The 16,618-nt window shown below is 65.5% G+C and carries 29 protein-coding genes; 12 read left to right on the top strand and 17 right to left on the bottom strand.

Annotation, left to right across the window (positions count from 1 at the left end; all coding sequences use genetic code 11):
* Positions 1-68 precede the first annotated feature (68 nt).
* The 3 genes from KBY66_RS12455 to KBY66_RS12445 are packed head-to-tail and all read left to right on the top strand — an operon-like array spanning position 69 to position 853.
* Positions 69-272 carry a hypothetical protein gene (locus tag KBY66_RS12455; protein ID WP_255089898.1) on the top strand — a complete coding sequence of 68 codons (204 nt, stop codon included), beginning with the start codon at positions 69-71 and terminating at the stop codon, positions 270-272.
* Positions 273-288: 16 nt separating this feature from the next.
* Positions 289-759 carry a YbhB/YbcL family Raf kinase inhibitor-like protein gene (locus tag KBY66_RS12450; RefSeq protein ID WP_255089896.1) on the top strand — a complete coding sequence of 157 codons (471 nt, stop codon included), beginning with the start codon at positions 289-291 and terminating at the stop codon, positions 757-759.
* Positions 743-853 carry a DUF3175 domain-containing protein gene (locus KBY66_RS12445; protein ID WP_255089895.1) on the top strand — a complete coding sequence of 37 codons (111 nt, stop codon included), beginning with the start codon at positions 743-745 and terminating at the stop codon, positions 851-853. Before KBY66_RS12450 ends, KBY66_RS12445 begins: the two co-directional genes overlap by 17 nt.
* A gap of 3 nt (positions 854-856) precedes the next feature.
* Here the strand turns inward: KBY66_RS12445 and KBY66_RS12440 are convergent, their stop codons facing one another.
* Positions 857-2,881 carry a protein-L-isoaspartate(D-aspartate) O-methyltransferase gene (locus tag KBY66_RS12440; RefSeq protein ID WP_255089944.1) on the bottom strand — a complete coding sequence of 675 codons (2,025 nt, stop codon included), beginning with the start codon at positions 2,879-2,881 and terminating at the stop codon, positions 857-859.
* Between the two features lie 175 nt (positions 2,882-3,056).
* Here KBY66_RS12440 and KBY66_RS12435 point away from each other — a divergent pair, with 175 nt between their 5' ends.
* Positions 3,057-3,470: an Hsp20/alpha crystallin family protein gene (locus KBY66_RS12435; RefSeq protein WP_255089894.1), complete on the top strand. Its 414-nt coding sequence runs from the start codon at positions 3,057-3,059 to the stop codon at positions 3,468-3,470.
* On the opposite strand, the gene KBY66_RS12430 is transcribed toward KBY66_RS12435, so the two are convergent.
* Entirely contained in the window at positions 3,406-3,645 is a 240-nt protein-coding gene (locus KBY66_RS12430) for a protein-L-isoaspartate O-methyltransferase family protein (RefSeq protein ID WP_255089943.1), read from the bottom strand. The genes KBY66_RS12435 and KBY66_RS12430 overlap by 65 nt on opposite strands.
* Before the next feature lie 202 nt (positions 3,646-3,847).
* Here KBY66_RS12430 and KBY66_RS12425 point away from each other — a divergent pair, with 202 nt between their 5' ends.
* On the top strand, positions 3,848-4,105 hold the full coding sequence (locus KBY66_RS12425) for a hypothetical protein (protein ID WP_255089893.1): 258 nt from the start codon (positions 3,848-3,850) through the stop codon (positions 4,103-4,105).
* A 25-nt stretch (positions 4,106-4,130) separates the two neighbouring features.
* Here KBY66_RS12425 and KBY66_RS12420 read toward each other — a convergent pair whose 3' ends face one another.
* From KBY66_RS12420 to KBY66_RS12400, 5 genes are all read right to left on the bottom strand, one after another.
* Positions 4,131-4,535, bottom strand: coding sequence for a PIN domain nuclease (locus KBY66_RS12420; RefSeq protein ID WP_255089892.1), 405 nt, complete (start codon positions 4,533-4,535; stop codon positions 4,131-4,133).
* A complete protein-coding gene (locus KBY66_RS12415; RefSeq protein ID WP_255089891.1) occupies positions 4,532-4,762 on the bottom strand; it encodes a hypothetical protein in 231 nt (76 codons plus the stop codon). The genes KBY66_RS12420 and KBY66_RS12415 overlap by 4 nt, the downstream gene beginning before the upstream one ends.
* Positions 4,763-4,890: 128 nt before the next feature.
* Complete coding sequence (locus KBY66_RS12410) at positions 4,891-5,559, bottom strand: alpha/beta family hydrolase (RefSeq protein WP_255089890.1); 669 nt, start codon at positions 5,557-5,559, stop codon at positions 4,891-4,893.
* A complete protein-coding gene (locus tag KBY66_RS12405; protein ID WP_255089888.1) occupies positions 5,549-6,235 on the bottom strand; it encodes an HD domain-containing protein in 687 nt (228 codons plus the stop codon). The genes KBY66_RS12410 and KBY66_RS12405 overlap by 11 nt, the downstream gene beginning before the upstream one ends.
* 522 nt (positions 6,236-6,757) lie before the next feature.
* The gene (locus KBY66_RS12400; RefSeq protein ID WP_255089887.1) at positions 6,758-8,374 is read right to left on the bottom strand and encodes a glutamate synthase-related protein; all 1,617 of its coding nucleotides are present in this window, start codon (positions 8,372-8,374) and stop codon (positions 6,758-6,760) included.
* 43 nt (positions 8,375-8,417) lie between these two features.
* On the opposite strand from KBY66_RS12400, the gene KBY66_RS12395 reads away from it, so the two are divergent.
* A complete protein-coding gene (locus KBY66_RS12395; protein ID WP_255089886.1) occupies positions 8,418-8,648 on the top strand; it encodes an ATP-binding domain-containing protein in 231 nt (76 codons plus the stop codon).
* Between the two features lie 45 nt (positions 8,649-8,693).
* Here the strand turns inward: KBY66_RS12395 and KBY66_RS12390 are convergent, their stop codons facing one another.
* From KBY66_RS12390 to KBY66_RS12380, 3 genes are all read right to left on the bottom strand, one after another.
* Complete coding sequence (locus KBY66_RS12390; RefSeq protein ID WP_255089885.1) at positions 8,694-8,987, bottom strand: VOC family protein; 294 nt, start codon at positions 8,985-8,987, stop codon at positions 8,694-8,696.
* A gap of 16 nt (positions 8,988-9,003) precedes the next feature.
* Positions 9,004-9,186: a metallothionein gene (locus KBY66_RS12385; protein ID WP_255089884.1), complete on the bottom strand. Its 183-nt coding sequence runs from the start codon at positions 9,184-9,186 to the stop codon at positions 9,004-9,006.
* Positions 9,187-9,293: 107 nt separating this feature from the next.
* Positions 9,294-9,614 carry an MTH1187 family thiamine-binding protein gene (locus KBY66_RS12380; RefSeq protein ID WP_255089942.1) on the bottom strand — a complete coding sequence of 107 codons (321 nt, stop codon included), beginning with the start codon at positions 9,612-9,614 and terminating at the stop codon, positions 9,294-9,296.
* An 85-nt stretch (positions 9,615-9,699) separates the two neighbouring features.
* On the opposite strand from KBY66_RS12380, the gene KBY66_RS12375 reads away from it, so the two are divergent.
* On the top strand, positions 9,700-9,894 hold the full coding sequence (locus KBY66_RS12375) for a hypothetical protein (protein WP_255089883.1): 195 nt from the start codon (positions 9,700-9,702) through the stop codon (positions 9,892-9,894).
* A gap of 489 nt (positions 9,895-10,383) precedes the next feature.
* On the opposite strand, the gene KBY66_RS12370 is transcribed toward KBY66_RS12375, so the two are convergent.
* On the bottom strand, positions 10,384-10,593 hold the full coding sequence (locus KBY66_RS12370; RefSeq protein ID WP_255089882.1) for a hypothetical protein: 210 nt from the start codon (positions 10,591-10,593) through the stop codon (positions 10,384-10,386).
* 97 nt (positions 10,594-10,690) lie between these two features.
* Here KBY66_RS12370 and KBY66_RS12365 point away from each other — a divergent pair, with 97 nt between their 5' ends.
* The 3 genes from KBY66_RS12365 to KBY66_RS12355 are packed head-to-tail and all read left to right on the top strand — an operon-like array spanning position 10,691 to position 13,099.
* Positions 10,691-12,394 carry a protein adenylyltransferase SelO gene (locus KBY66_RS12365; protein WP_255089881.1) on the top strand — a complete coding sequence of 568 codons (1,704 nt, stop codon included), beginning with the start codon at positions 10,691-10,693 and terminating at the stop codon, positions 12,392-12,394.
* Between the two features lie 46 nt (positions 12,395-12,440).
* A complete protein-coding gene (locus KBY66_RS12360; RefSeq protein ID WP_255089880.1) occupies positions 12,441-12,695 on the top strand; it encodes an antitoxin in 255 nt (84 codons plus the stop codon).
* On the top strand, positions 12,692-13,099 hold the full coding sequence (locus tag KBY66_RS12355; RefSeq protein WP_255089879.1) for a type II toxin-antitoxin system VapC family toxin: 408 nt from the start codon (positions 12,692-12,694) through the stop codon (positions 13,097-13,099). Before KBY66_RS12360 ends, KBY66_RS12355 begins: the two co-directional genes overlap by 4 nt.
* 242 nt (positions 13,100-13,341) lie before the next feature.
* Here the strand turns inward: KBY66_RS12355 and KBY66_RS12350 are convergent, their stop codons facing one another.
* The 6 genes from KBY66_RS12350 to KBY66_RS12325 all read right to left on the bottom strand — a co-directional run bounded on the left by KBY66_RS12350 (position 13,342) and on the right by KBY66_RS12325 (position 15,368).
* Positions 13,342-13,503 (bottom strand): DUF86 domain-containing protein, encoded by a 162-nt coding sequence (locus KBY66_RS12350; protein WP_255089877.1) that lies wholly within the window; start codon positions 13,501-13,503, stop codon positions 13,342-13,344.
* Positions 13,504-13,619: 116 nt separating this feature from the next.
* Complete coding sequence (locus KBY66_RS12345) at positions 13,620-13,829, bottom strand: nucleotidyltransferase family protein (protein ID WP_255089875.1); 210 nt, start codon at positions 13,827-13,829, stop codon at positions 13,620-13,622.
* Positions 13,830-13,948: 119 nt separating this feature from the next.
* Positions 13,949-14,194: a hypothetical protein gene (locus KBY66_RS12340; RefSeq protein WP_255089873.1), complete on the bottom strand. Its 246-nt coding sequence runs from the start codon at positions 14,192-14,194 to the stop codon at positions 13,949-13,951.
* Positions 14,195-14,245: 51 nt separating this feature from the next.
* On the bottom strand, positions 14,246-14,599 hold the full coding sequence (locus KBY66_RS12335) for a DUF86 domain-containing protein (RefSeq protein ID WP_255089871.1): 354 nt from the start codon (positions 14,597-14,599) through the stop codon (positions 14,246-14,248).
* Position 14,600: 1 nt separating this feature from the next.
* Positions 14,601-14,927 (bottom strand): nucleotidyltransferase family protein, encoded by a 327-nt coding sequence (locus KBY66_RS12330; RefSeq protein ID WP_255089869.1) that lies wholly within the window; start codon positions 14,925-14,927, stop codon positions 14,601-14,603.
* Positions 14,928-15,170: 243 nt separating this feature from the next.
* Entirely contained in the window at positions 15,171-15,368 is a 198-nt protein-coding gene (locus KBY66_RS12325; protein ID WP_255089868.1) for a type II toxin-antitoxin system HicB family antitoxin, read from the bottom strand.
* A gap of 234 nt (positions 15,369-15,602) precedes the next feature.
* Here KBY66_RS12325 and KBY66_RS12320 point away from each other — a divergent pair, with 234 nt between their 5' ends.
* The gene (locus KBY66_RS12320; protein WP_255089866.1) at positions 15,603-15,971 is read left to right on the top strand and encodes a hypothetical protein; all 369 of its coding nucleotides are present in this window, start codon (positions 15,603-15,605) and stop codon (positions 15,969-15,971) included.
* The gene (locus KBY66_RS12315) at positions 15,955-16,392 is read left to right on the top strand and encodes a putative toxin-antitoxin system toxin component, PIN family (protein ID WP_255089864.1); all 438 of its coding nucleotides are present in this window, start codon (positions 15,955-15,957) and stop codon (positions 16,390-16,392) included. Before KBY66_RS12320 ends, KBY66_RS12315 begins: the two co-directional genes overlap by 17 nt.
* Positions 16,393-16,618 lie beyond the last annotated feature (226 nt).

Raw genomic sequence — 16,618 nt, 5'->3', positions numbered from 1 at the left:
CCGGGGATGGCCATCGTAGGTACGGTTCTGGTAGATCCCTCCGATCGCCCCTTCCCCCCCTGCCTGCCATGCGTTCGACGCTCCCACGGTCCCTCGACGAAGACGAGGACGCATCCGAGTCGCCGGATCGCACGCTCCAGGACCTGAGGGAAGAACTCACCGGTGAACCCCCGCCGCTGGAGGATGCCGAAGCGGTCGTTGCCGCCGGCCTGACAGAGGCCGAACTCGAGAGCGCCTCGGGTGTCGAGTCCCCCCCAGGCCGCATCGACTGAATTGGCCATGCGCCTGGTGAGCCCTGCCTTTGTTGAAGGGGAGTGGATTCCGCAGATCCACACCGGGGATGGCCTTGACCTCTCCCCGGCCCTCCGCTGGAGCGGAGCTCCGGAGGGGACCCGTTCCTACGTGCTGATCCTGGACGATCCCGATGCCCCGGCCGGGCTCTGGGTGCACTGGGTGCTGTTCGACATCCCTGCCGACGTTCACGAGCTCCCAGCGGGCCTCCCCCGCAGCCCAACCCTGGAGATAGGCTCCAGGCAGGGCCGCTGCTGGGGCGTGACCTCCTTCAGTCGCCTCGGGTATCACGGGCCGATGCCTCCCCCCGGCCCGCCCCATCGCTACCGCTTCACCCTCTGGGCCCTCGATCTCAGGTTGGCCTTGCCGGCCGGAGCGACAGCGCCCGAGGTTCGTGCCGCCATGGGCACGCATGCCCTGGCGGAAACCGTGCTGACGGGGATCTACGGTCGTGCCCAGCCCCGATGACACCCACTCCGACGCCCTCGATCTGGAGCCTGGTGCCTTCACCTGGGACGATCCCCTGCACAAGCGGGTGCCTCGCCAGCGCCATGGCGATTGACCCTTACAAGCCGAACGGATAGGTGTCCGGCAACCCCTTCAGTTCCGCGGTTGCGAGTGGCGTGACGGCATGGGTCTGGTCGAACCAGATGTACTCGTCGAATTGTCGCGGCAGCACGGCCTGGAAGTAGTGGCTCTGAAGTTCAGTCTCGGGGCGGTAGATCACGCCGATCGCCCGTTCGAGCCGTGGCTTCATCAGCGCTTTGCCCAGCGCCAGGGAGGCGGGCTGCCGCAGAGGCAGCAGGAACCGTGGTGCGCCACTCTCGTGGCACAGACGTTCATAGCTCTGCTCCAGCGACGGACGCACGCTCCTGATGAGCATCGGGCCGTCCCAGTCCGTTGCAGCAGCGACGCTGCCACCGTGCGTGCCAAAGCCGATGGCAAAGGCGGCATGGCCGAACTGCTGCCTGCAGAGCTGGCCGATGTTGTATTCGCCTCGCCTCGACATCTCGGTGGCGCTGGCATCGCCGACATGGGAGTTGTGCGCCCACACGATGCCACGACTCTCGGGGCCGTGATGGTGCAGCAGGTTCATCAGGGTGTCGAACATGTGCCGGTCGCGCAGGTTCCACGATGTCCGCGAGCCGTAGTACATGATCCGGTAATACTGCTCGGCGTTGGAGACGAGCAGGGCGTTCTGGGCGGCGTCGAGAAAGCGCTCGCCATCGTGTTCGGCGTAGGCCTGTTCCTTCCTCAGCAGGTCCTTCAGGACGGCAACGACCGGCGCCTGGCAACTCCGATAGCTGCCGGTGATCGCGGCATGTCCATAGGTGGCCGGCTCCGCCTCCCATGGCGTCAGACACCCGTAGCGCAGCTCTGCCACCTGCGCCGTCTGTGGGTCGATGTCCTTGAGGTAATCGAGAACCGAGCGGATCGAGCTGTAGAGGCTGTACAGGTCAAGCCCTCGGAACGCCACGCGCTGGGCGGGCTCCAAGGCAGCGTTGTGGGCCCGCAGCCAGTCGACGAACGTAAGCGTCTCGGCGTTGCGCCACATCCAGGTGGGAAAGCGGGCAAACGCGGACCACTCCGAGGGCGGAACTTCCGCATGGCGCACGTAGTGATCGACGCGGGCCGCATCCGGCCAGTCGCCCTCGATCGCCACGAACGAAAATCCTTTGCGTTCGATCAGCTCCCGCGTGATCCGCGCCCGCATGCGGTAAAACTCCGAGGTGCCATGCGACGCCTCGCCGATCAGCACGACCCGTGCTTCGCCGATCCGTCCGAGCAGCGGCGCCAGGTCGACCGAGTCGATGTCGGTGAACGGTTCGCAGGCAGCGGTGATCAAGCGGGTGATCCCGCGGTCGTCGACCATCGCCTGATCGGCACGGCCTGAGGGGAGCGGCTGATGATCAGGCCGCTCGGGCGCCCAGCCCTGCTCGCCGACGAGCGGCACGAAGCGAACGTCGAGCAGCTCCTCGGTTGTGTAGTCGGTTTCGGAGAGCCGGGTGATCCGCAGCAGTTCCTGCAGGCGCCGATCCGCACCCACCGGGATCACGAGCCGGCCGCCGATCTTCAGCTGGTCCTTGAGCGACCGCGGCACCTCTGGACCGCCGGCGGCCACGATGATCGCGTCGAACGGCGCCTGCTCGGGCCAGCCGAGCGTGCCGTCTCCCTGCAGCACGTGCACGTTGCTGAACCCCTGCGAGGCGAGCGTCTCGGCTGCCTGGCTCGCGAGCTGCCCGTAGCGCTCCACGGTGTAGACCGTTTTCGCGATCCTTGAGAGCACCGCTGCCGCGTATCCCGATCCGGTGCCGATTTCAAGCACCTTCTCCTCGCCCTTCAGCAGCAGCGCCTCGGCCATCAGCGCCACGATGTAGGGCTGCGTGATTGTCTGGCCCGCCTCGATCGGCAACGGTGTGTCGTCGTAGGCGAATTCGCGCAGCTCTTGTGGCAGGAAGGCCTCGCGCTCCACACGGCGCATCGCGTCGAGCACGCGTGGGGAAGAGATGCCGCGATGGGCAATCTGCCGTTCCACCATCTCGTGACGGTGGCGGGTTGACTCGGTGTTTGCCGCGGATACTGAATACATCTTCATCCCAGGTTAACTCAATTGCCGGCAATAGCTGGCTTTTCTTAACCTTTTGCAGCCGGTCATGGTTGGCCAACACATTAGTTAACGATGACCCTCCACCCCTGCTGGTGTGCATAGATTTTCTGTATGTCAACCCGCAAACCTGGTCATGGCCCTCATCCATTGGAACCCCATGAGGGAGATTGAAGAGCTGTTCAGCCGCTCCCTTCACGGGGCGTCCAGCCGTTCCCAGTCCCTGCTGGGCGCCATTGACTGGAACCCCCGCGTCGACATCAGCGAATCTGACACGGCCTATGTGATCAAGGCGGACATTCCGGGCGTTGCCAAGGACGACCTCAAGGTGACCGTCGAGAACGGCGTCCTCACCGTTCAGGGCGATCGTAAACAGGAAAAAGAGGAGGACAACAAGCACTTCCACCGTGTCGAGCGCTTTTACGGCAGCTTCACCCGCAGCTTCTCCCTGCCTGAGAATGCCGATGCCACAGCCCTCAAGGCTGCGGCCAAGGAAGGGCAACTCACCGTCACCATCCCCAAGAAGGCGGCCTCCGCTGCCGCCAGCGACGCCGTGCAGGTGCCGGTGGAGTGAACCATCGCGGATAGGGCTGCGTGATTGTCTGGCCCGCCTCGATCGGCAGCGGTGTGTCGTCGTAGGCGAATTTGCGCAGCTCTTGTGGCCGGAAGGCCTCGCGCTCCACACGGCGCATCGCGTCGAGCACGCGTGGGGAAGAGATGCCGCGATGGGCAATCTGCCGTTCCACCATTGCGTGACGGCGGCGGATGGACTCGGCATTATGGGCGGCGGCTTTGCTCATGTAGACGTTCAGACTGCGGAGCGCCGCGCTCGCCATTCAGCTTGCTTGGGCCTGGCGGCCGAGCAGCCGGTGGGCGGAGGGTCTGCCCAATAGCCGCCGCTTCCGGCCCGGCCAGCTCGACGCCTTCAAGCAGGGGTGCCTGGGTGTGCTGATGGAGCAGCTGTTCGCGCCTGGCTCCGCCGGCCTGCAGCTGTGGGAGCTGAACCTGATCACTCGCCTGCTTACGGATCCCTCCATCGGCAGCCGAACCCAGGGCCTGCTGGCCGTGATCGAACCGCCGGAAGTGATGGAGGCCTACCAGCTCCGCCCCCAGAGCCAGGACGACGCCAAACGCCGGGCCCATCGCTGCGAGGAGGCGGCCCAGGAAGCGGCCAGGTTGGCGAAGGCCCGGGGTTGGCTCAAGGCGTAGGAAGCCACGGCGTCGGGGCCATCGATCAAGCGGGGCGCTCCAGACGCTGCAGGCGCAACTCGCTCACCATCGCGATGGCTTCGAAGTCGGCGTCGAAACTCACCAGCACGGCGTTGTGGTGGAGGGCCACTGCGGCCACCAGCAGATCCAGGCTCAACACGGTTCGGCCGACCTGGCGGCAGGACTGGCCGAGGCTGATCGCCCGCTGCCACAGATCCGTGGGGGTGGGCAGGCAGGGCAGGGCGTCGAATTGCACCTCCAGCTGGCGGGCCTCCTCGGGCCGGGCGGAGCGGAGCACCTCGAAGCGCACCGGCTCCGCCAGGTGGGCCGCGGGGTCCAGCACGAAGGGTGCGATGAACTGCTTCAGCGGGGCCGGGCTGCGGGCCCGGGTGAAGTCGACCCAGAGGCTGGTGTCGAGCAGCAGCGTCATGGGGCGAACGCCTGGTCCCGCTGGCGCTCGCGCTCCTGGTCAGCCTCAAAGCTCTCCAGCTCCACGCCCCATTCGCCGCTGAGGAAGCGCTGGGCGATCTGGGCGCGGCGTCGCTGCTGCAACGCCTCCTCCATCAGCCGGCGGATCGCTGGGCCCTTCTTGCGCTCGCCCGTGAGATCTTGGATTTCGGCCATCTCCGTTTCGGACAGCTCGACGGTGACTTTCATGGTTTTCACCTCCAAGAGTCTGACTCTGAGGACAGCATGGCAGGTCTGGCCGCCTCTTGCCTCTGCTGTTGCCTCTGGTGAATCGAGCTGCCCAGGCCCAGCCGCTGCAGTGGGTGGGAGGCCAGGGTTCAGCCGCTGAGCAACTGCCGCAGGAACTGATCGCCCAAGGCCACCGCCGTGGCCCAGTTCTCCGCCTCGCTGAGGCCTGAGCTGCGGGTGGGCTTGAAGCTGTGGTCACCGCTGGGGATCCAACGCAGCTGCACCTGCGGCGAGAGTCTGTAGGTCTCCACCTCCTCGCGGCGCCCAAAGCTGTCCCGCTCCCCCTGCAGGATCAGGGTTGGCGTCCGCAAGGCGACCAGGTGCTCGGTGCGCATCTGCAATGGCTTGCCAGGTGGGTGGAAGGGATAGCCCAGGCACAGACAGCCGGGCACCCCATCGCAGGCGTTCAGCCCATCAACCAGCAGGCTGGCCCCCCGTCCGCCCATCGACTTGCCACCGATGAACACCGGTTGGCCCGGTTGATCCGCCATCTCCAGCCGCACCTGCTGGCGGAACGACTCCTGCAGCACCGGCATCCGGTCGGGCCCCTGGCGGCGGCCGGTTTCGCGCATCCGAGCCATGTAGGGGAACTCGAAGCGCACCACCCGCCAGCCCTGCTGCGCCAGTCCGCCGGCAATCGCCGCCATGAACGGGCTGTCCATCGGTGCACCGGCCCCATGGGCCAGCAGCACGGTCGCAAGCGCGGCGCCTGGACCGTCGATCAACCGCGGCACGGAGGTGGAGGCCTCAGCCGCCATGAGCCGATCTGCTCCGATGCGTCTCCGGGCGCTCCAGATAGCCCGCCGCCCACACCGCCGGGGCAATCCCGTTGGGCACGATCCGCCGGTAGGCCTCACTGGCGAGGATCTCCTTCACGGCCTCCCCGAGCAGCTCGGTGGAGCGGCTGGCGGACAGTCGGTGGCTGAGCGTCTGGTGGATCCGTAGCAGGTACCAGGCCGTGCCATCGAGCCCCGCCTTGAATCGATCCCAGCTGTGGGCGTTTCGACGGGCATCAAGCACCTGGTCGCGGGCGTTGTGGGCCTTGTCGGCGGCCGTCACCAGCAGCGAGGTCTCACTCTTGTGCTCCAGCGAGGCCACGTAGCGGGTCTTGCGCACCAGCCAGGGTTCTTTGCCTACGCCGGTCAGGCCCTCGGCGGTGTCGGTGCAGTCCACCACGATGCCGGCCACCACTTCCCCAAAGCGCTCGGCGATCGAGGCCTGGCTCTGGCCGGCATCCTCAATGGAGTCGTGCAGCAGGCCGGCGATCGCCTGATCTTCTGTGCCCCCGTCTTCCCAGACCAGACCGCTCACGGCGATCAGGTGGGAGATGTAGGGCACCGGCTTGTCTTTACGGGCCTGGCTGCGGTGCAGCCGGGCGGTCCAGAGCAGGGCCTCGTCGTAGCGCTCGCTGTGGGTGGGGGGCTTGTTCGTCATCAACAGATCTTGGATCGCTTCACGGTTGGGCGTTGGCCTGAGCTGATCCAGTTCCACCAGGCAGCGCCGGCATCAAGCCCTCAGGCATAAACCCCGATTGCACCTGCCCTCTGGCCGTCCGATCGTTCAGGTACCGGATTCGGAGGCCCTTTGATGGATGACACTCCCCCAGGGCAGGCGTCAGGAGCGCTGATGATCCGGCCCCTGCTCCACCACTCTCATCGGATCTCTGGCTTCCCTGGCGTGTGACACCGCTGTGTGTGTTCCGCCGCCGTCCACTGCACCGTTAACGGCCTCGCCTCAGGTGCCCCGGACCCATGGGAAAGCCCCACTGGAACCCTGGCCCCAGGTGCCAGCGTCAGCCACTCCGCCCCCATGAAAAAACTCCTTCAGAGCCCGGTGTCCTTGTCACCGGGCTCTGTCGTGCAGACCCTTTCCCATGCCTGACCTCGCGCAGATCCACCAGGCCCTGGTCGAGGACTACCGCGAGTCATTCGAGCTTGCCGCCAATAATCTTCTGGCCTAGCCCAGCTGGACCCTGGAGGCCACCGTGGTGCTGATGCATCCGCGGATAGACGCCGCCGTTTCGGTGGCCGACCCGCTCCAGGCGATGCCGGCCAGATCCGCCCCCTCCCGGTGCCAGCTGGCCAGGTCGTTCCTGGAGAAACCGCGCAGATGGTCGTGGCCACAGGCTCGTGCCAGCACCTGCATCAGCGCCACCGCCGCGTGCAGGAACCGCTCCAGCCGCTGGGCTGCATGCTCCACCTCCAACCGACGGCGCAGCTGCGGATCCTGGGTGGCGATGCCCGCCGGACAGCGGTTGGTGTGGCAGATCCTGGCGCCGACACAGCCGATCGCCTGGATCGCCGCATTGGCCAGGGCGACCCCGTCGGCCCCCAGGGCAAGGGCCTTGACGCAGTCGGCCGGGGTGCGCAGGCCGCCGGTGGCGATCAATGTGACGCGGCCGCTGGCGCCCCGGCGGTCGAGGTGGGCCCGGGCCCTTGCCAGGGCAGGGATGGTGGGCACGGCGATGTGATCGCGCAGCAGCAGGGGAGCGGCGCCGGTGCCGCCGCCGCGGCCATCGAGAATGAGGTAATCGGCGCCGGCCTCGAGGGCGAAGTCCAGGTCGGCCTCAATGTGCTGGGCACTGAGCTTGAAACCCACCGGGATGCCGCCGGTCAGCTCCCGCACCCGATCGGCGAAGGCACGGAAATCGCCCGGGGTATGGAGATCGACGAACGAGGGAGGTGAGTGGATCGGCTGGCCTTCGGGGATGCCACGGATCGCGGCGATGCGGGCGGTCACCTTGGTGGCCGGCAGGTAGCCGCCGCTGCCGGTCTTGGCGGCCTGGCCGGCCTTGAAGTGGAAGGCCTGCACGCGAGGCAGCAGCTCCTCCCGGTAGCCGAACCGGGCCGGACCCAGTTCAAAGAGATAGCGGCGGTTGGCGGCCTGCTCCTGTGGCAGCATCCCCCCTTCCCCGGAGCAGATCCCCGTCCCGGCTCGCTCAGCTCCTGTGGCCAGGGCCAGCTTTGCCTCCTCGGAGAGGGCCCCGAAACTCATGTCGGAGACCAGCAGGGGGATCTCCAGTCGCAGGGGTCGCCGTGCCTGGGGGCCGATCACCAGCTCGGTGCCCACCACCGCCTCGCTTGGCAGGGGCTGGCGGGCCAGCTGGGCCACCAGGATCTGGATGTCATCCCAGCAAGGCAGCTGGGAGCGCGGCACACCCATGGCCGCCAGCGTCCCCTCGGGGCCCACCCGATCGAGGCCATGTTCGGCCAGCTCGTGGATCAGCACCACGTTGGGTTCTTCCGGCGTGGGATGGGGCGTCGGCATTGCGTCGTCAGGTTCGGGCCCGTTGGCGTCAGAGACGACGCTGTAGGCCGTTCCGACCCGATCGGCCGGCACCCGGCTGTGGCTGCCGTCGCAGTAGGGCGGGGTGGCGGTCTGCTTGCAGCGGCACAGCACGGCCCTGCTGCTCGTTTCGGCCACGAAGGCCAGGGGGCTGAACGCTGTGCCCTGATGGGAGCCGTCGCAGAAGGGCTGGCCGGCCGACCTGCCGCAGGCGCAATAGAAGTACTCCTTTCCCTGCTCCAGCTCCACGCTGATGGGGGTGCTGGCGGCAACCATCGGTGCGGACATCGGGCTCAGGCGTACGACACGGGCCGCTGGCCCACCATTCAGTGTGCAGCCGGCCAGCCAAGGCCGCCGCCTGATCTGGCAAGGGGGTTGGGGTGTCTTTCGTGTCCCAGAACCCCCGGGCGAACTCGACTACCTCTTGACCGGCTACGCCTGCACGATCCACAAGAGCCAGGGCAGCGAATACCCCGCCGTGGTGATCCCGCTGCTCACCCAGCACGACGCGATGCTGCAGCGCGATCTGGTGGGCCAGAGAAGGCCCTGGCGATGGCCGTGAAGAACCACCTGGGCCGCCGGCGTTACTCCAACCTGGCGGAATGGCTCAGCTGACCAGCAGCAGCAGCAGCAGCAGCCGGTTCCCGTCCGGATCCACCAGCTCTGCTCCCAGCCCGGCGGAGGCCTCAAGCCAGGCGTTGAGCACCGCCAACCGATCTCTCCCCTCCGAGGACCGCTGGAGGCAAAGGGCCAGCCGGCCGCCAGCGGGCCAGGGCACCCGCCAATGGGATGGGCCCAGGCCGGGTGTCACCTCGACCTGTAGCAAGGCGGCATAGAACGCTGCAAGGGCAGCTGGATCTGCCGCAGCCAGCAGGATCGAGTTGCTCAGCTTCTCCACCACACCAGGCCTTCAAGGCTCAGCCCTGGCATTCGCAGCCGCAGCCGGCGTGGCAGGGCTCGCCATTGGGGTGCCCCTTGGCGCAGGCGTTGCTGCAGAACAGCAAAGCGCCGCTGCGGAAAGGTGTCTCCGGTTGCACCGTGCAGTTGCACCCTGGGCAGGCGCACTTCAGAACAGTTGGTTTTTCGAGGGTCGTGGTCATGGCCTCTTCTTCCACAGCGGAACTGAACCCACTCTGGAGCCGGCGGCGCTGGGTTGGATCGGCTTGCCGTACTGACAAGCAAGGCAACCGGCCCTAGCCCTGGCTTCTCATTGGTCCCTTTCCGGCAGTTGTTGGAGCAGCGCCTCAACGCTTGCCACCTTGTCCTCCAGCGTCTGGTCCCTGTCGGTGCGGGTGTTGATCTTCACGGTTGTGTATACGCGGGGGCAGCCCATGGCGTGCACCGCCTGATGGCAGGCCTCGATCGCCTGGAACACCGGCGCCCATTCGCCTTCTATGGCGGTGCCGTTGGGGTGCAGCTGGATCTTCAGACTCGCCTCGGTGAGCACCGTTTCGCAGGCGGCGATGTAGGGGGCCAGGTGCACACCCACGCCGATCGGCACCACACAGAGATCCACGATCACCTTCACGGTCGGCCCCTTTTGATTGCTCCCATCGTGGGTGGAGATCCCCCCGGTGCTGCCGTGTCCGTCTTCCCGCTGCTGGTGATCGTCCATGCCCTCGCAGCCACGGACTGGACGGGTGGGCAATCTGGTGCTCGACCTGGGGGTGCTGCCCAAGGCGCTGCGGGAGCGGAGCGCAGGAGCGATCCGCACGTTTGAAGAAACCTTCGAGCCGCTGGGCCTCACCGCCCTGGCGATCGCCTTTGTGGTGGTGGGTGCCCTGATCCGTCTGGGTGGCCTGGGCTGAGCCGTGGTGCCGAACCAGGGGCAGGGGGGTGCTTCACCCTGCAGGCAACAGCAATAGCTGGCGGTTGCCCTCCGGATCCAGCAACCAGGCTTCTGCCCCGAATGGTTCCTGACGCGTGCATCCTGCTCGGAGGCGCCCAGCTCCAGGGGCGTAGACCTCCAGCCAACCACCGGCAGGCCATGGCACGCGCCAGTGCGTTCTGCTGGAACCCGGCTGCGGCTCCACGTCGAGCAGAGCGCCGTGGAACCGAGCCAGTGCGGCCGGATCATCGGCGACCAGCACAATCGAACCTGTCGTGGCCGTGACCTCTGGCTTGGGCATCCCAGCTCAGCGCAGGGCCTGGGCAGCGGCGCACCCGCGCCCGATCGGTGCAATGGGCCGGTCCCAGGTGCTCGATCCGGGCCTCGCGGGCCTCGTGCTGAAGGTCGTCCAGGGTCGGGGCTGTGATGCGGAAGGGCAGGGTCAAGCTGAGCGACCCCGCAGCAGGATTCAGGCGGAGCGTCGGATCAGGGATGAGCGATCAACAATCCAGGCCCAGTGATGCTGCAGGGCACGAGACAGCAGCCCAGCGCCAGAGACGTTGAAGCGCAGCGGGCCCAGGCGGGCGGAGCGGCGAAAGCGGAAGCCCATGGGGTCAGACGACAGGGGCGGCCAGATCTGCAGAGCGAAATGGGATGTTCCCACCTGGCTGCTGTCCACGGAATCGGGGTAACCCCCAAGGTAGGGATGATGACCTAAGCGTCAGGGCCATGCCCCGGCAAGCCCAGAACCCGAGAGACCCGTGACGATCGGCCCCATGCCAGCCACCTCCAGTGCGTTCGAATCGCCCACAACCACAAGCTTCGCTGAGTTTGCCCAACGGGCCGACTATTCGCTGATGGATTCGCTGAATGCGGATCCTCAGGCAACCGGCGATGGCCACGATCACCAGCCCCGCCAGGTGTTCTCCGGTCATTACGTGCCGGTGACGCCAACCCCGATTCCAGCGCCGGAGGTCGTGGCGCACAGCAGAACCTTGTTCAACGAACTGGGCCTCAGCGATGAGCTGGCCCATGGCGACCAGTTCCGCCGTCTGTTTTCAGGCGACATCAGCGTGGCGCGGGAGCCGATGCGACCGTATGGCTGGGCCACCGGGTATGCCCTCTCGATCTACGGCACCGAATACAACCAGCAGTGCCCGTTCGGCACCGGCAACGGCTACGGCGATGGACGGGCCATTTCCGTCTTCGAAGGCGTCTTCAACGGCAAGCGGTGGGAGATGCAACTCAAAGGCGGTGGCCCGACGCCCTACTGCCGCGGGGCCGATGGACGCGCCGTGCTCCGCTCCAGCGTGCGTGAGTTTCTGGCGCAGGAGTTCATGCACGCCCTGGGGGTTCCCACCTCACGCTCCCTGACCCTCTATGTGTCCCGATCCGAAACCGTCCGCAGGCCCTGGTACTCCCCGAACTCCAGGTCGTTCGATCCCGACATCCTGGTGGACAACCCTGCGGCGATCACCACACGGGTGGCGCCGTCCTTTCTGCGGGTCGGCCAGCTGGAGCTGTTTGCCCGTCGCGCCCGCAGCGATGCCCATCCGGGTGCGCTGAACGAGCTGCAGATGATCGCGGCGCACCTGATCGAGCGGAACTACCGGCCGGAGATTGACCCGGGACTGGAGTTCAGCGATCAGGTGGTGGAGTTGGCGGGATTGTTCCGCACGCGGCTCACCGCACTGGTGGCGAACTGGATGCGGGTTGGCTACTGCCAGGGCAATTTCAACAGCGACAACTGTGCGGCAGGGGGCTACACCCTCGACTACGGCCCCTTCGGATTCTGCGAAATGTTCGATCCCCGGTTTCAGCCCTGGACCGGGGGCGGCGAGCATTTCTGCTTCTTCAACCAACCGGCTGCTGCTGAAGCCAACTACCAGATGTTCTTAGCCGCCCTCCGGCTGCTGCTCGAGGACAACACAGAGGCCCTGGCTCAGCTGGATCAGATCCGGGACGGCTTCGCAGGCGCGATGCAGCAGGAGATCGAGGCGATGTGGGCCAGCAAGCTCGGCCTCAGCCACTACGACGCCACGCTGGTGAACGAGCTGCTGCAGCTGATGGTGCTCTCCAAGGTGGACTACACGATCTTCTTCCGCAGGTTGTCGGACATCCCCGAGCAACTCTCTTCCATGAAAGAGAGCTTCTACGTGCCCAGCTCAGAGCAGCTCGATGGGCAATGGACTCACTGGTTGGAGCGCTGGCGCAATCAGGTCACCAGCAGCGGCGACCCCCGCAAGACCTCCGCAGCGCTGAAACGCGTAAATCCAGCCATCACCTGGCGCGAATGGCTGATCGCACCGGCCTATGAACGGGCTGCGCAAGGGGATACCAGCCTGGTCAGGGAGCTGCAGGAGGTGTTCAGCCATCCCTACGACGAGCCATCAGCGGAGGTGAAGACGACGTACGGCCGTCTGAAGCCCAGGGAATTCTTCAACGCTGGAGGGGTGTCCCACTACAGCTGTTCGTCCTGAGCCGACTCCGTATACACTATGGCGTACACACGTGAGGAGTTGTCCTGTGGACGTCCTGCCCAGCCGCGTGTTCATGAACGGCAACAGCCAGGCCGTTCGCATTCCCGCGGAGTTTCGCCTCGGCACCGATCGCGTGCATATCAGCCGCACTCCGGAGGGTGATCTGCTCATTCACCCCTGTCCCAGCCAGCGGGGACAAGCCCTGTTGCAGGCGCTCAGTGGGTTTGATGCCGACTTCCTGGAGGCGCTGGAGCAACAGCAGGCCGACAAGCTGCAGGTGCAGGAACGGGAAGCCCTGTGATCTACCTGCTCGATACGAACATCCTCATCGTTCTGAGCAAGAACCGTCCGCCCCAGGTGGCCGAGCGCATCGATTCCCTCAGCGATGAAGACACCATCGCCATGTCGTTCATCACCTGGGCCGAGTTGCTGCGTGGGGCAGAGGGCAGTCAGCGGCGGGAGGCCACCCTGCAGCAGCTGGAGGCCCTGACGCGATTGGTGCAGGTGTTCTATCCCCGGGGACCGGGAGTCTGCGAGCACTACGCCGATCAGGCCACCGCCTTGAAGCGCCGTGCCACACCGATCGGCGCCAACGACCTCTGGATCGCCTGTCACGCCCTGGCGATCGGCGCCACCGTGGTGAGCCACAACGTCAGCGAGTTCAGCCGCGTCGATGGGCTGCAACTGGTGGACTGGGCCGCCTGAATCTGCCGCCCCAGCCGCCAGCGGATCGCCATCTGCCGCTCTCCCAGTGGAACAGGGAGGGGCCGAGGGCCAGGTCGCGGGAGTGGGTGGAGGGGGAGAAGAGGGCTTCGCTTGTGCGCAGGGTGATGAACAGAAGATCGGTGGCACTGGGCTGGCGCCAGAGCACGCCTTCGCGGTGGCTGGCGTCCTCAGCTCTGATTGAGGATGCCGTCGATCTTGCGACGGATCTCCGCGAAGCGCTGTTAGGCCTTCCAGACCTCTTCGAGATCCACCTGGTCGTAGGCGTGAATCAACACATCTCGCATCCCTGCCATGGCCCGCCAGGGCAGATCGGGGTGAAGACGACGGAATTCGGGGCTGAGACGCTTGGTGGCCTCGCCAAGAATCTCAAGACAACGGATCACGCCATCCTGGAGCTAATCCTTTGCGAGGAATGTCTCTTCGTTGTTGATCGGGTACCCGTGAGCCCGATCCAGCACATCCCTGATATCGATCAGAGCCTGGCGATCTCTCGCGTCCATCACAGGGGGATGGCTTCGGCTTCCACCGTGGCTTTGAGTTCGGGCTTGAGGTTGCGGCGGCGGATCAGATCCACCCGGGTCAGCAGCAGATCCTCCAGAGCCGATTTCAGCTCGACACGGTCGAACAGGCTGGCGCCGGCCGGAAGGTCCACGAGCAGATCCACATCGCTGCTGGGCGAAGCCTGATCCCGCGCCACGGAGCCGAACACCGCCGGATTACTGGCGCCATGGCGAGCGAGCAGCTTATGGAGCTGGGGGCCAGTTGCTGCAGCTCGGCAAGACGCATGGGCACTCCAGGCCTGTCGTGCGCTGAGGAGTTCCGCACACGCTAAACCGCCAACGCCAACTCCGGAACGAACGCCGCAGGTATCGCCCTCTGCAGCCGCCAGCGGATCGCCATCGGACGCTCGCCTTCGTGGCTCACATACTCGGCAAAGCCCAGGCACAGAAAGGGCAGCGTCACCCCGCAGCGCTTGTTCTCCTCACGAAATAAGAAAAGCACCTTGCTGCCGCGCTCGGCGTAGTGGATGTAGCGCTGCCCAGTGGAACTCCAGCGGGGAGATGGCGTACCCATTGTAGCGGGTGGAGAAACACATCGAGGCGTTGGATGAGTACAGCTCAATGGCTAAGGAATGGGAGGATCCTTGTCCAACGCAGCCAATAGAGAGCTTCTCAGGCCAGGCAGGTCATTCTGGATCGAATCCCAGAGAATCAGCTGATCCACGGCTTCGTACACATGGATGATTCTGTTCCATGTTCCAACGATGCGGCGTAGATCGGGAATGATAGCGAGCACACTGGGATCAGCTTCAAGGGCCCGCTTGAGAGCCTCTCCGATGATTTCGAACTTACGTTCCACGGCTGATTGGATCAGATCATTGCCCAGGTAGTGATCAAGCGTGCAGTTCTCGATGAAGCGCTCAATCGCCTCGATGGCCTCAAAGGCGTCAAGCAGGCGTTTCAGCGCCTCCCTTTGCATTTCAGAGTTCCAGGAGAAGCCGGCGTGAGGCGTCCACGTCTTTGCGGAAATAGGGATTGTGGATCATGGATTCCGTCAAGAGATCCACCGGACGGCCGAAGAGGGCTTCCAATTCATCGGCGAAGGAACAGAAGCGCCTGGCGTAGCCCGGTTCCCGTTGGCCCGTCATCTGCACGATGAAGTCCAGGTCACTGCTGGCAGGGTCAAACAGGCCCTTCGCCGCCGAGCCGAACACTTCCAGCCGATCGACGCCGAAGCGGTCGCACAGGTGGCTGAGCGGCTCCAGCCGATCGGCCAGCAAGGGCAGCAGCGGGGCAACAGTGTCCATGGGGTCAGGCTAACGGAGCCCTGGTTTCCCTCACACCGCCACCTCCAGTCCGGATTGTGCACCGTTGAAGGCTCACAGAAGCTCACGGAACTGAGCAGGGGTCAGTCCTGCATCGCGCGCAATCGCGCCCATGGTGATGGCGTTGATGGGGTCATGCCTGGACTGACTCGCGGACAATTCGATACCCCAGCTTCAGAAACACCCTCACGGCCTCCTTCTGGCTGATTCCCGGCAGCCGCGGCATCAGATGGCGAGTTCCATCGTCTCTACGCTGCGCACGCCACCCTCCTCCGCTTCCACTTCCAGCCAGAGGGCAATCGCTTCGCGGATGTTCGCCAGTGCTTCGTCCCTGTTGGCTCCCTTGGAGTGGCAGCCGGGCAGGTCAAGACAGCTCACCGACCAGCCTTCTTCCGTTTCCATCAGCCGGATGCGGTAGCTCATCCCGGTCTCACTCCCTCACCTGCGTTCAGGCTAGGCGGCATGGAGCTGGCCTCTGTGACGAAGCTTCGCGGCCTCCTCACACCGCCACCGCCAGCTGATCGCCATTCTCAGGCGAACCAGACCCGCTCGCTCTCGTGGCTCCCTTAGCGGGCAAAGGCGAGCCAGCGGTATTTCCGCAGGTAGCCGCAGGCTTCCCCTCAGCGGTAGAGCAACACCCGGGAGCCGCACGATTTGTTGTGGACGGTTCTCTGGCCGGTGGGGGGACGCGGCGGCGGTGGTGGCGGCGGCGATGGCCTCAGGTGCGGCCTCTGGGTGGAGATGCCGGCTAACCTCAGAGCGATCCATGGTTGGGGTGCACCCTTGACCACCATCGAGATCAATCTCCCTGATGCGCTGGCGGCGGAGGCCAGCGGAGCTGGTCTGTTGGCGCCCGAGGCGATCGAGCGCCTGCTGCGGGACAAGCTGGCCGCTGACCGACTCTCTCGCTTTGTCGAAGCCAGGGCTGCTCTTGCCACCAAGCCACCCGAGGCCATGACACGGGAGGAGATCAACCAGCAGATCAGCGCGTACCGCAAGGGTCAGCGGCTTGTGGCTGGTTCTTGATACCAACACGGCCATCTCCGGCCTGATCTGGAAGGGAGTCCCCGGGCAGCTCATCGATGCAGCCGTCTTGGGGCGGGTTCAGTTGATCAGCACCGTTCCTTTGCTCGCCGAGTTGGAAGGTGTTCTGCAGCGCAGAAAGTTCAGGGAACTGATTCAGCGACTTGGCGTGTCGGTTGCCGATCTGTTTGATGGCTATGCCGCTCTGGTGGAGCGCGTGGACCCTGCTGATCTAGGGGGCACCGTCAGCCGGGATCCGGACGACGATCAGGTCTTGGCTGCGGCCATCGCCGGACATGCTGATCTGATCGTCTCCGGCGATGACGACCTGCTGGTCTTGGGCAGCCACAAGGGGATTGCGATTGTCGTTGCCCACGATGCGATGAGGATTCTTCGGGAATCAGGGGGATCTACGGCACGTTGAGCCGCAGGGCGCTCCCCCCTCACACCGCCACCGCCAGCTCCGGCACGAACGCCGCCGGGATCGCCCGCTGCAGCCGCCAGCGAATCGCCGCTCTGCGACCTGTCTCGCGTCAAGCCCCTTGGCCGTTTGGCGTCAATCAAGTTGGCCGGTGAGGCCCCCTGAGCTGCTCTGCGGTTGCCTTTGACGACAACCTCTTTCCGGCGACACGAAATCTTGCCCATCTCCG

It is taken from the genome of Synechococcus sp. Tobar12-5m-g (assembly GCF_024345415.1).
In the GTDB taxonomy this organism is placed as follows: Bacteria; Cyanobacteriota; Cyanobacteriia; order PCC-6307; family Cyanobiaceae; genus Regnicoccus.
The sequence above is the reverse complement of the archived record's forward strand: the minus strand, read 5'-3'. Positions and strand labels throughout refer to the sequence as shown.

Coding starts and splice junctions, on each gene's coding strand:
- KBY66_RS12455 (WP_255089898.1), top strand. CDS start 69: ATGCGTTCGACGCTCCCACGGTCCCTCGACGAAGACGAGGACGCATCC.
- KBY66_RS12440 (WP_255089944.1), bottom strand. CDS start 2,881: ATGTATTCAGTATCCGCGGCAAACACCGAGTCAACCCGCCACCGTCAC.
- KBY66_RS12435 (WP_255089894.1), top strand. CDS start 3,057: ATGAGGGAGATTGAAGAGCTGTTCAGCCGCTCCCTTCACGGGGCGTCC.
- KBY66_RS12430 (WP_255089943.1), bottom strand. CDS start 3,645: ATGGTGGAACGGCAGATTGCCCATCGCGGCATCTCTTCCCCACGCGTG.
- KBY66_RS12425 (WP_255089893.1), top strand. CDS start 3,848: ATGGAGCAGCTGTTCGCGCCTGGCTCCGCCGGCCTGCAGCTGTGGGAG.
- KBY66_RS12420 (WP_255089892.1), bottom strand. CDS start 4,535: ATGACGCTGCTGCTCGACACCAGCCTCTGGGTCGACTTCACCCGGGCC.
- KBY66_RS12415 (WP_255089891.1), bottom strand. CDS start 4,762: ATGAAAGTCACCGTCGAGCTGTCCGAAACGGAGATGGCCGAAATCCAA.
- KBY66_RS12410 (WP_255089890.1), bottom strand. CDS start 5,559: ATGGCGGCTGAGGCCTCCACCTCCGTGCCGCGGTTGATCGACGGTCCA.
- KBY66_RS12405 (WP_255089888.1), bottom strand. CDS start 6,235: ATGACGAACAAGCCCCCCACCCACAGCGAGCGCTACGACGAGGCCCTG.
- KBY66_RS12400 (WP_255089887.1), bottom strand. CDS start 8,374: ATGTCCGCACCGATGGTTGCCGCCAGCACCCCCATCAGCGTGGAGCTG.
- KBY66_RS12385 (WP_255089884.1), bottom strand. CDS start 9,186: ATGACCACGACCCTCGAAAAACCAACTGTTCTGAAGTGCGCCTGCCCA.
- KBY66_RS12375 (WP_255089883.1), top strand. CDS start 9,700: ATGCCCTCGCAGCCACGGACTGGACGGGTGGGCAATCTGGTGCTCGAC.
- KBY66_RS12365 (WP_255089881.1), top strand. CDS start 10,691: ATGCCAGCCACCTCCAGTGCGTTCGAATCGCCCACAACCACAAGCTTC.
- KBY66_RS12340 (WP_255089873.1), bottom strand. CDS start 14,194: ATGGGTACGCCATCTCCCCGCTGGAGTTCCACTGGGCAGCGCTACATC.
- KBY66_RS12335 (WP_255089871.1), bottom strand. CDS start 14,599: ATGCAAAGGGAGGCGCTGAAACGCCTGCTTGACGCCTTTGAGGCCATC.
- KBY66_RS12330 (WP_255089869.1), bottom strand. CDS start 14,927: ATGGACACTGTTGCCCCGCTGCTGCCCTTGCTGGCCGATCGGCTGGAG.
- KBY66_RS12325 (WP_255089868.1), bottom strand. CDS start 15,368: ATGAGCTACCGCATCCGGCTGATGGAAACGGAAGAAGGCTGGTCGGTG.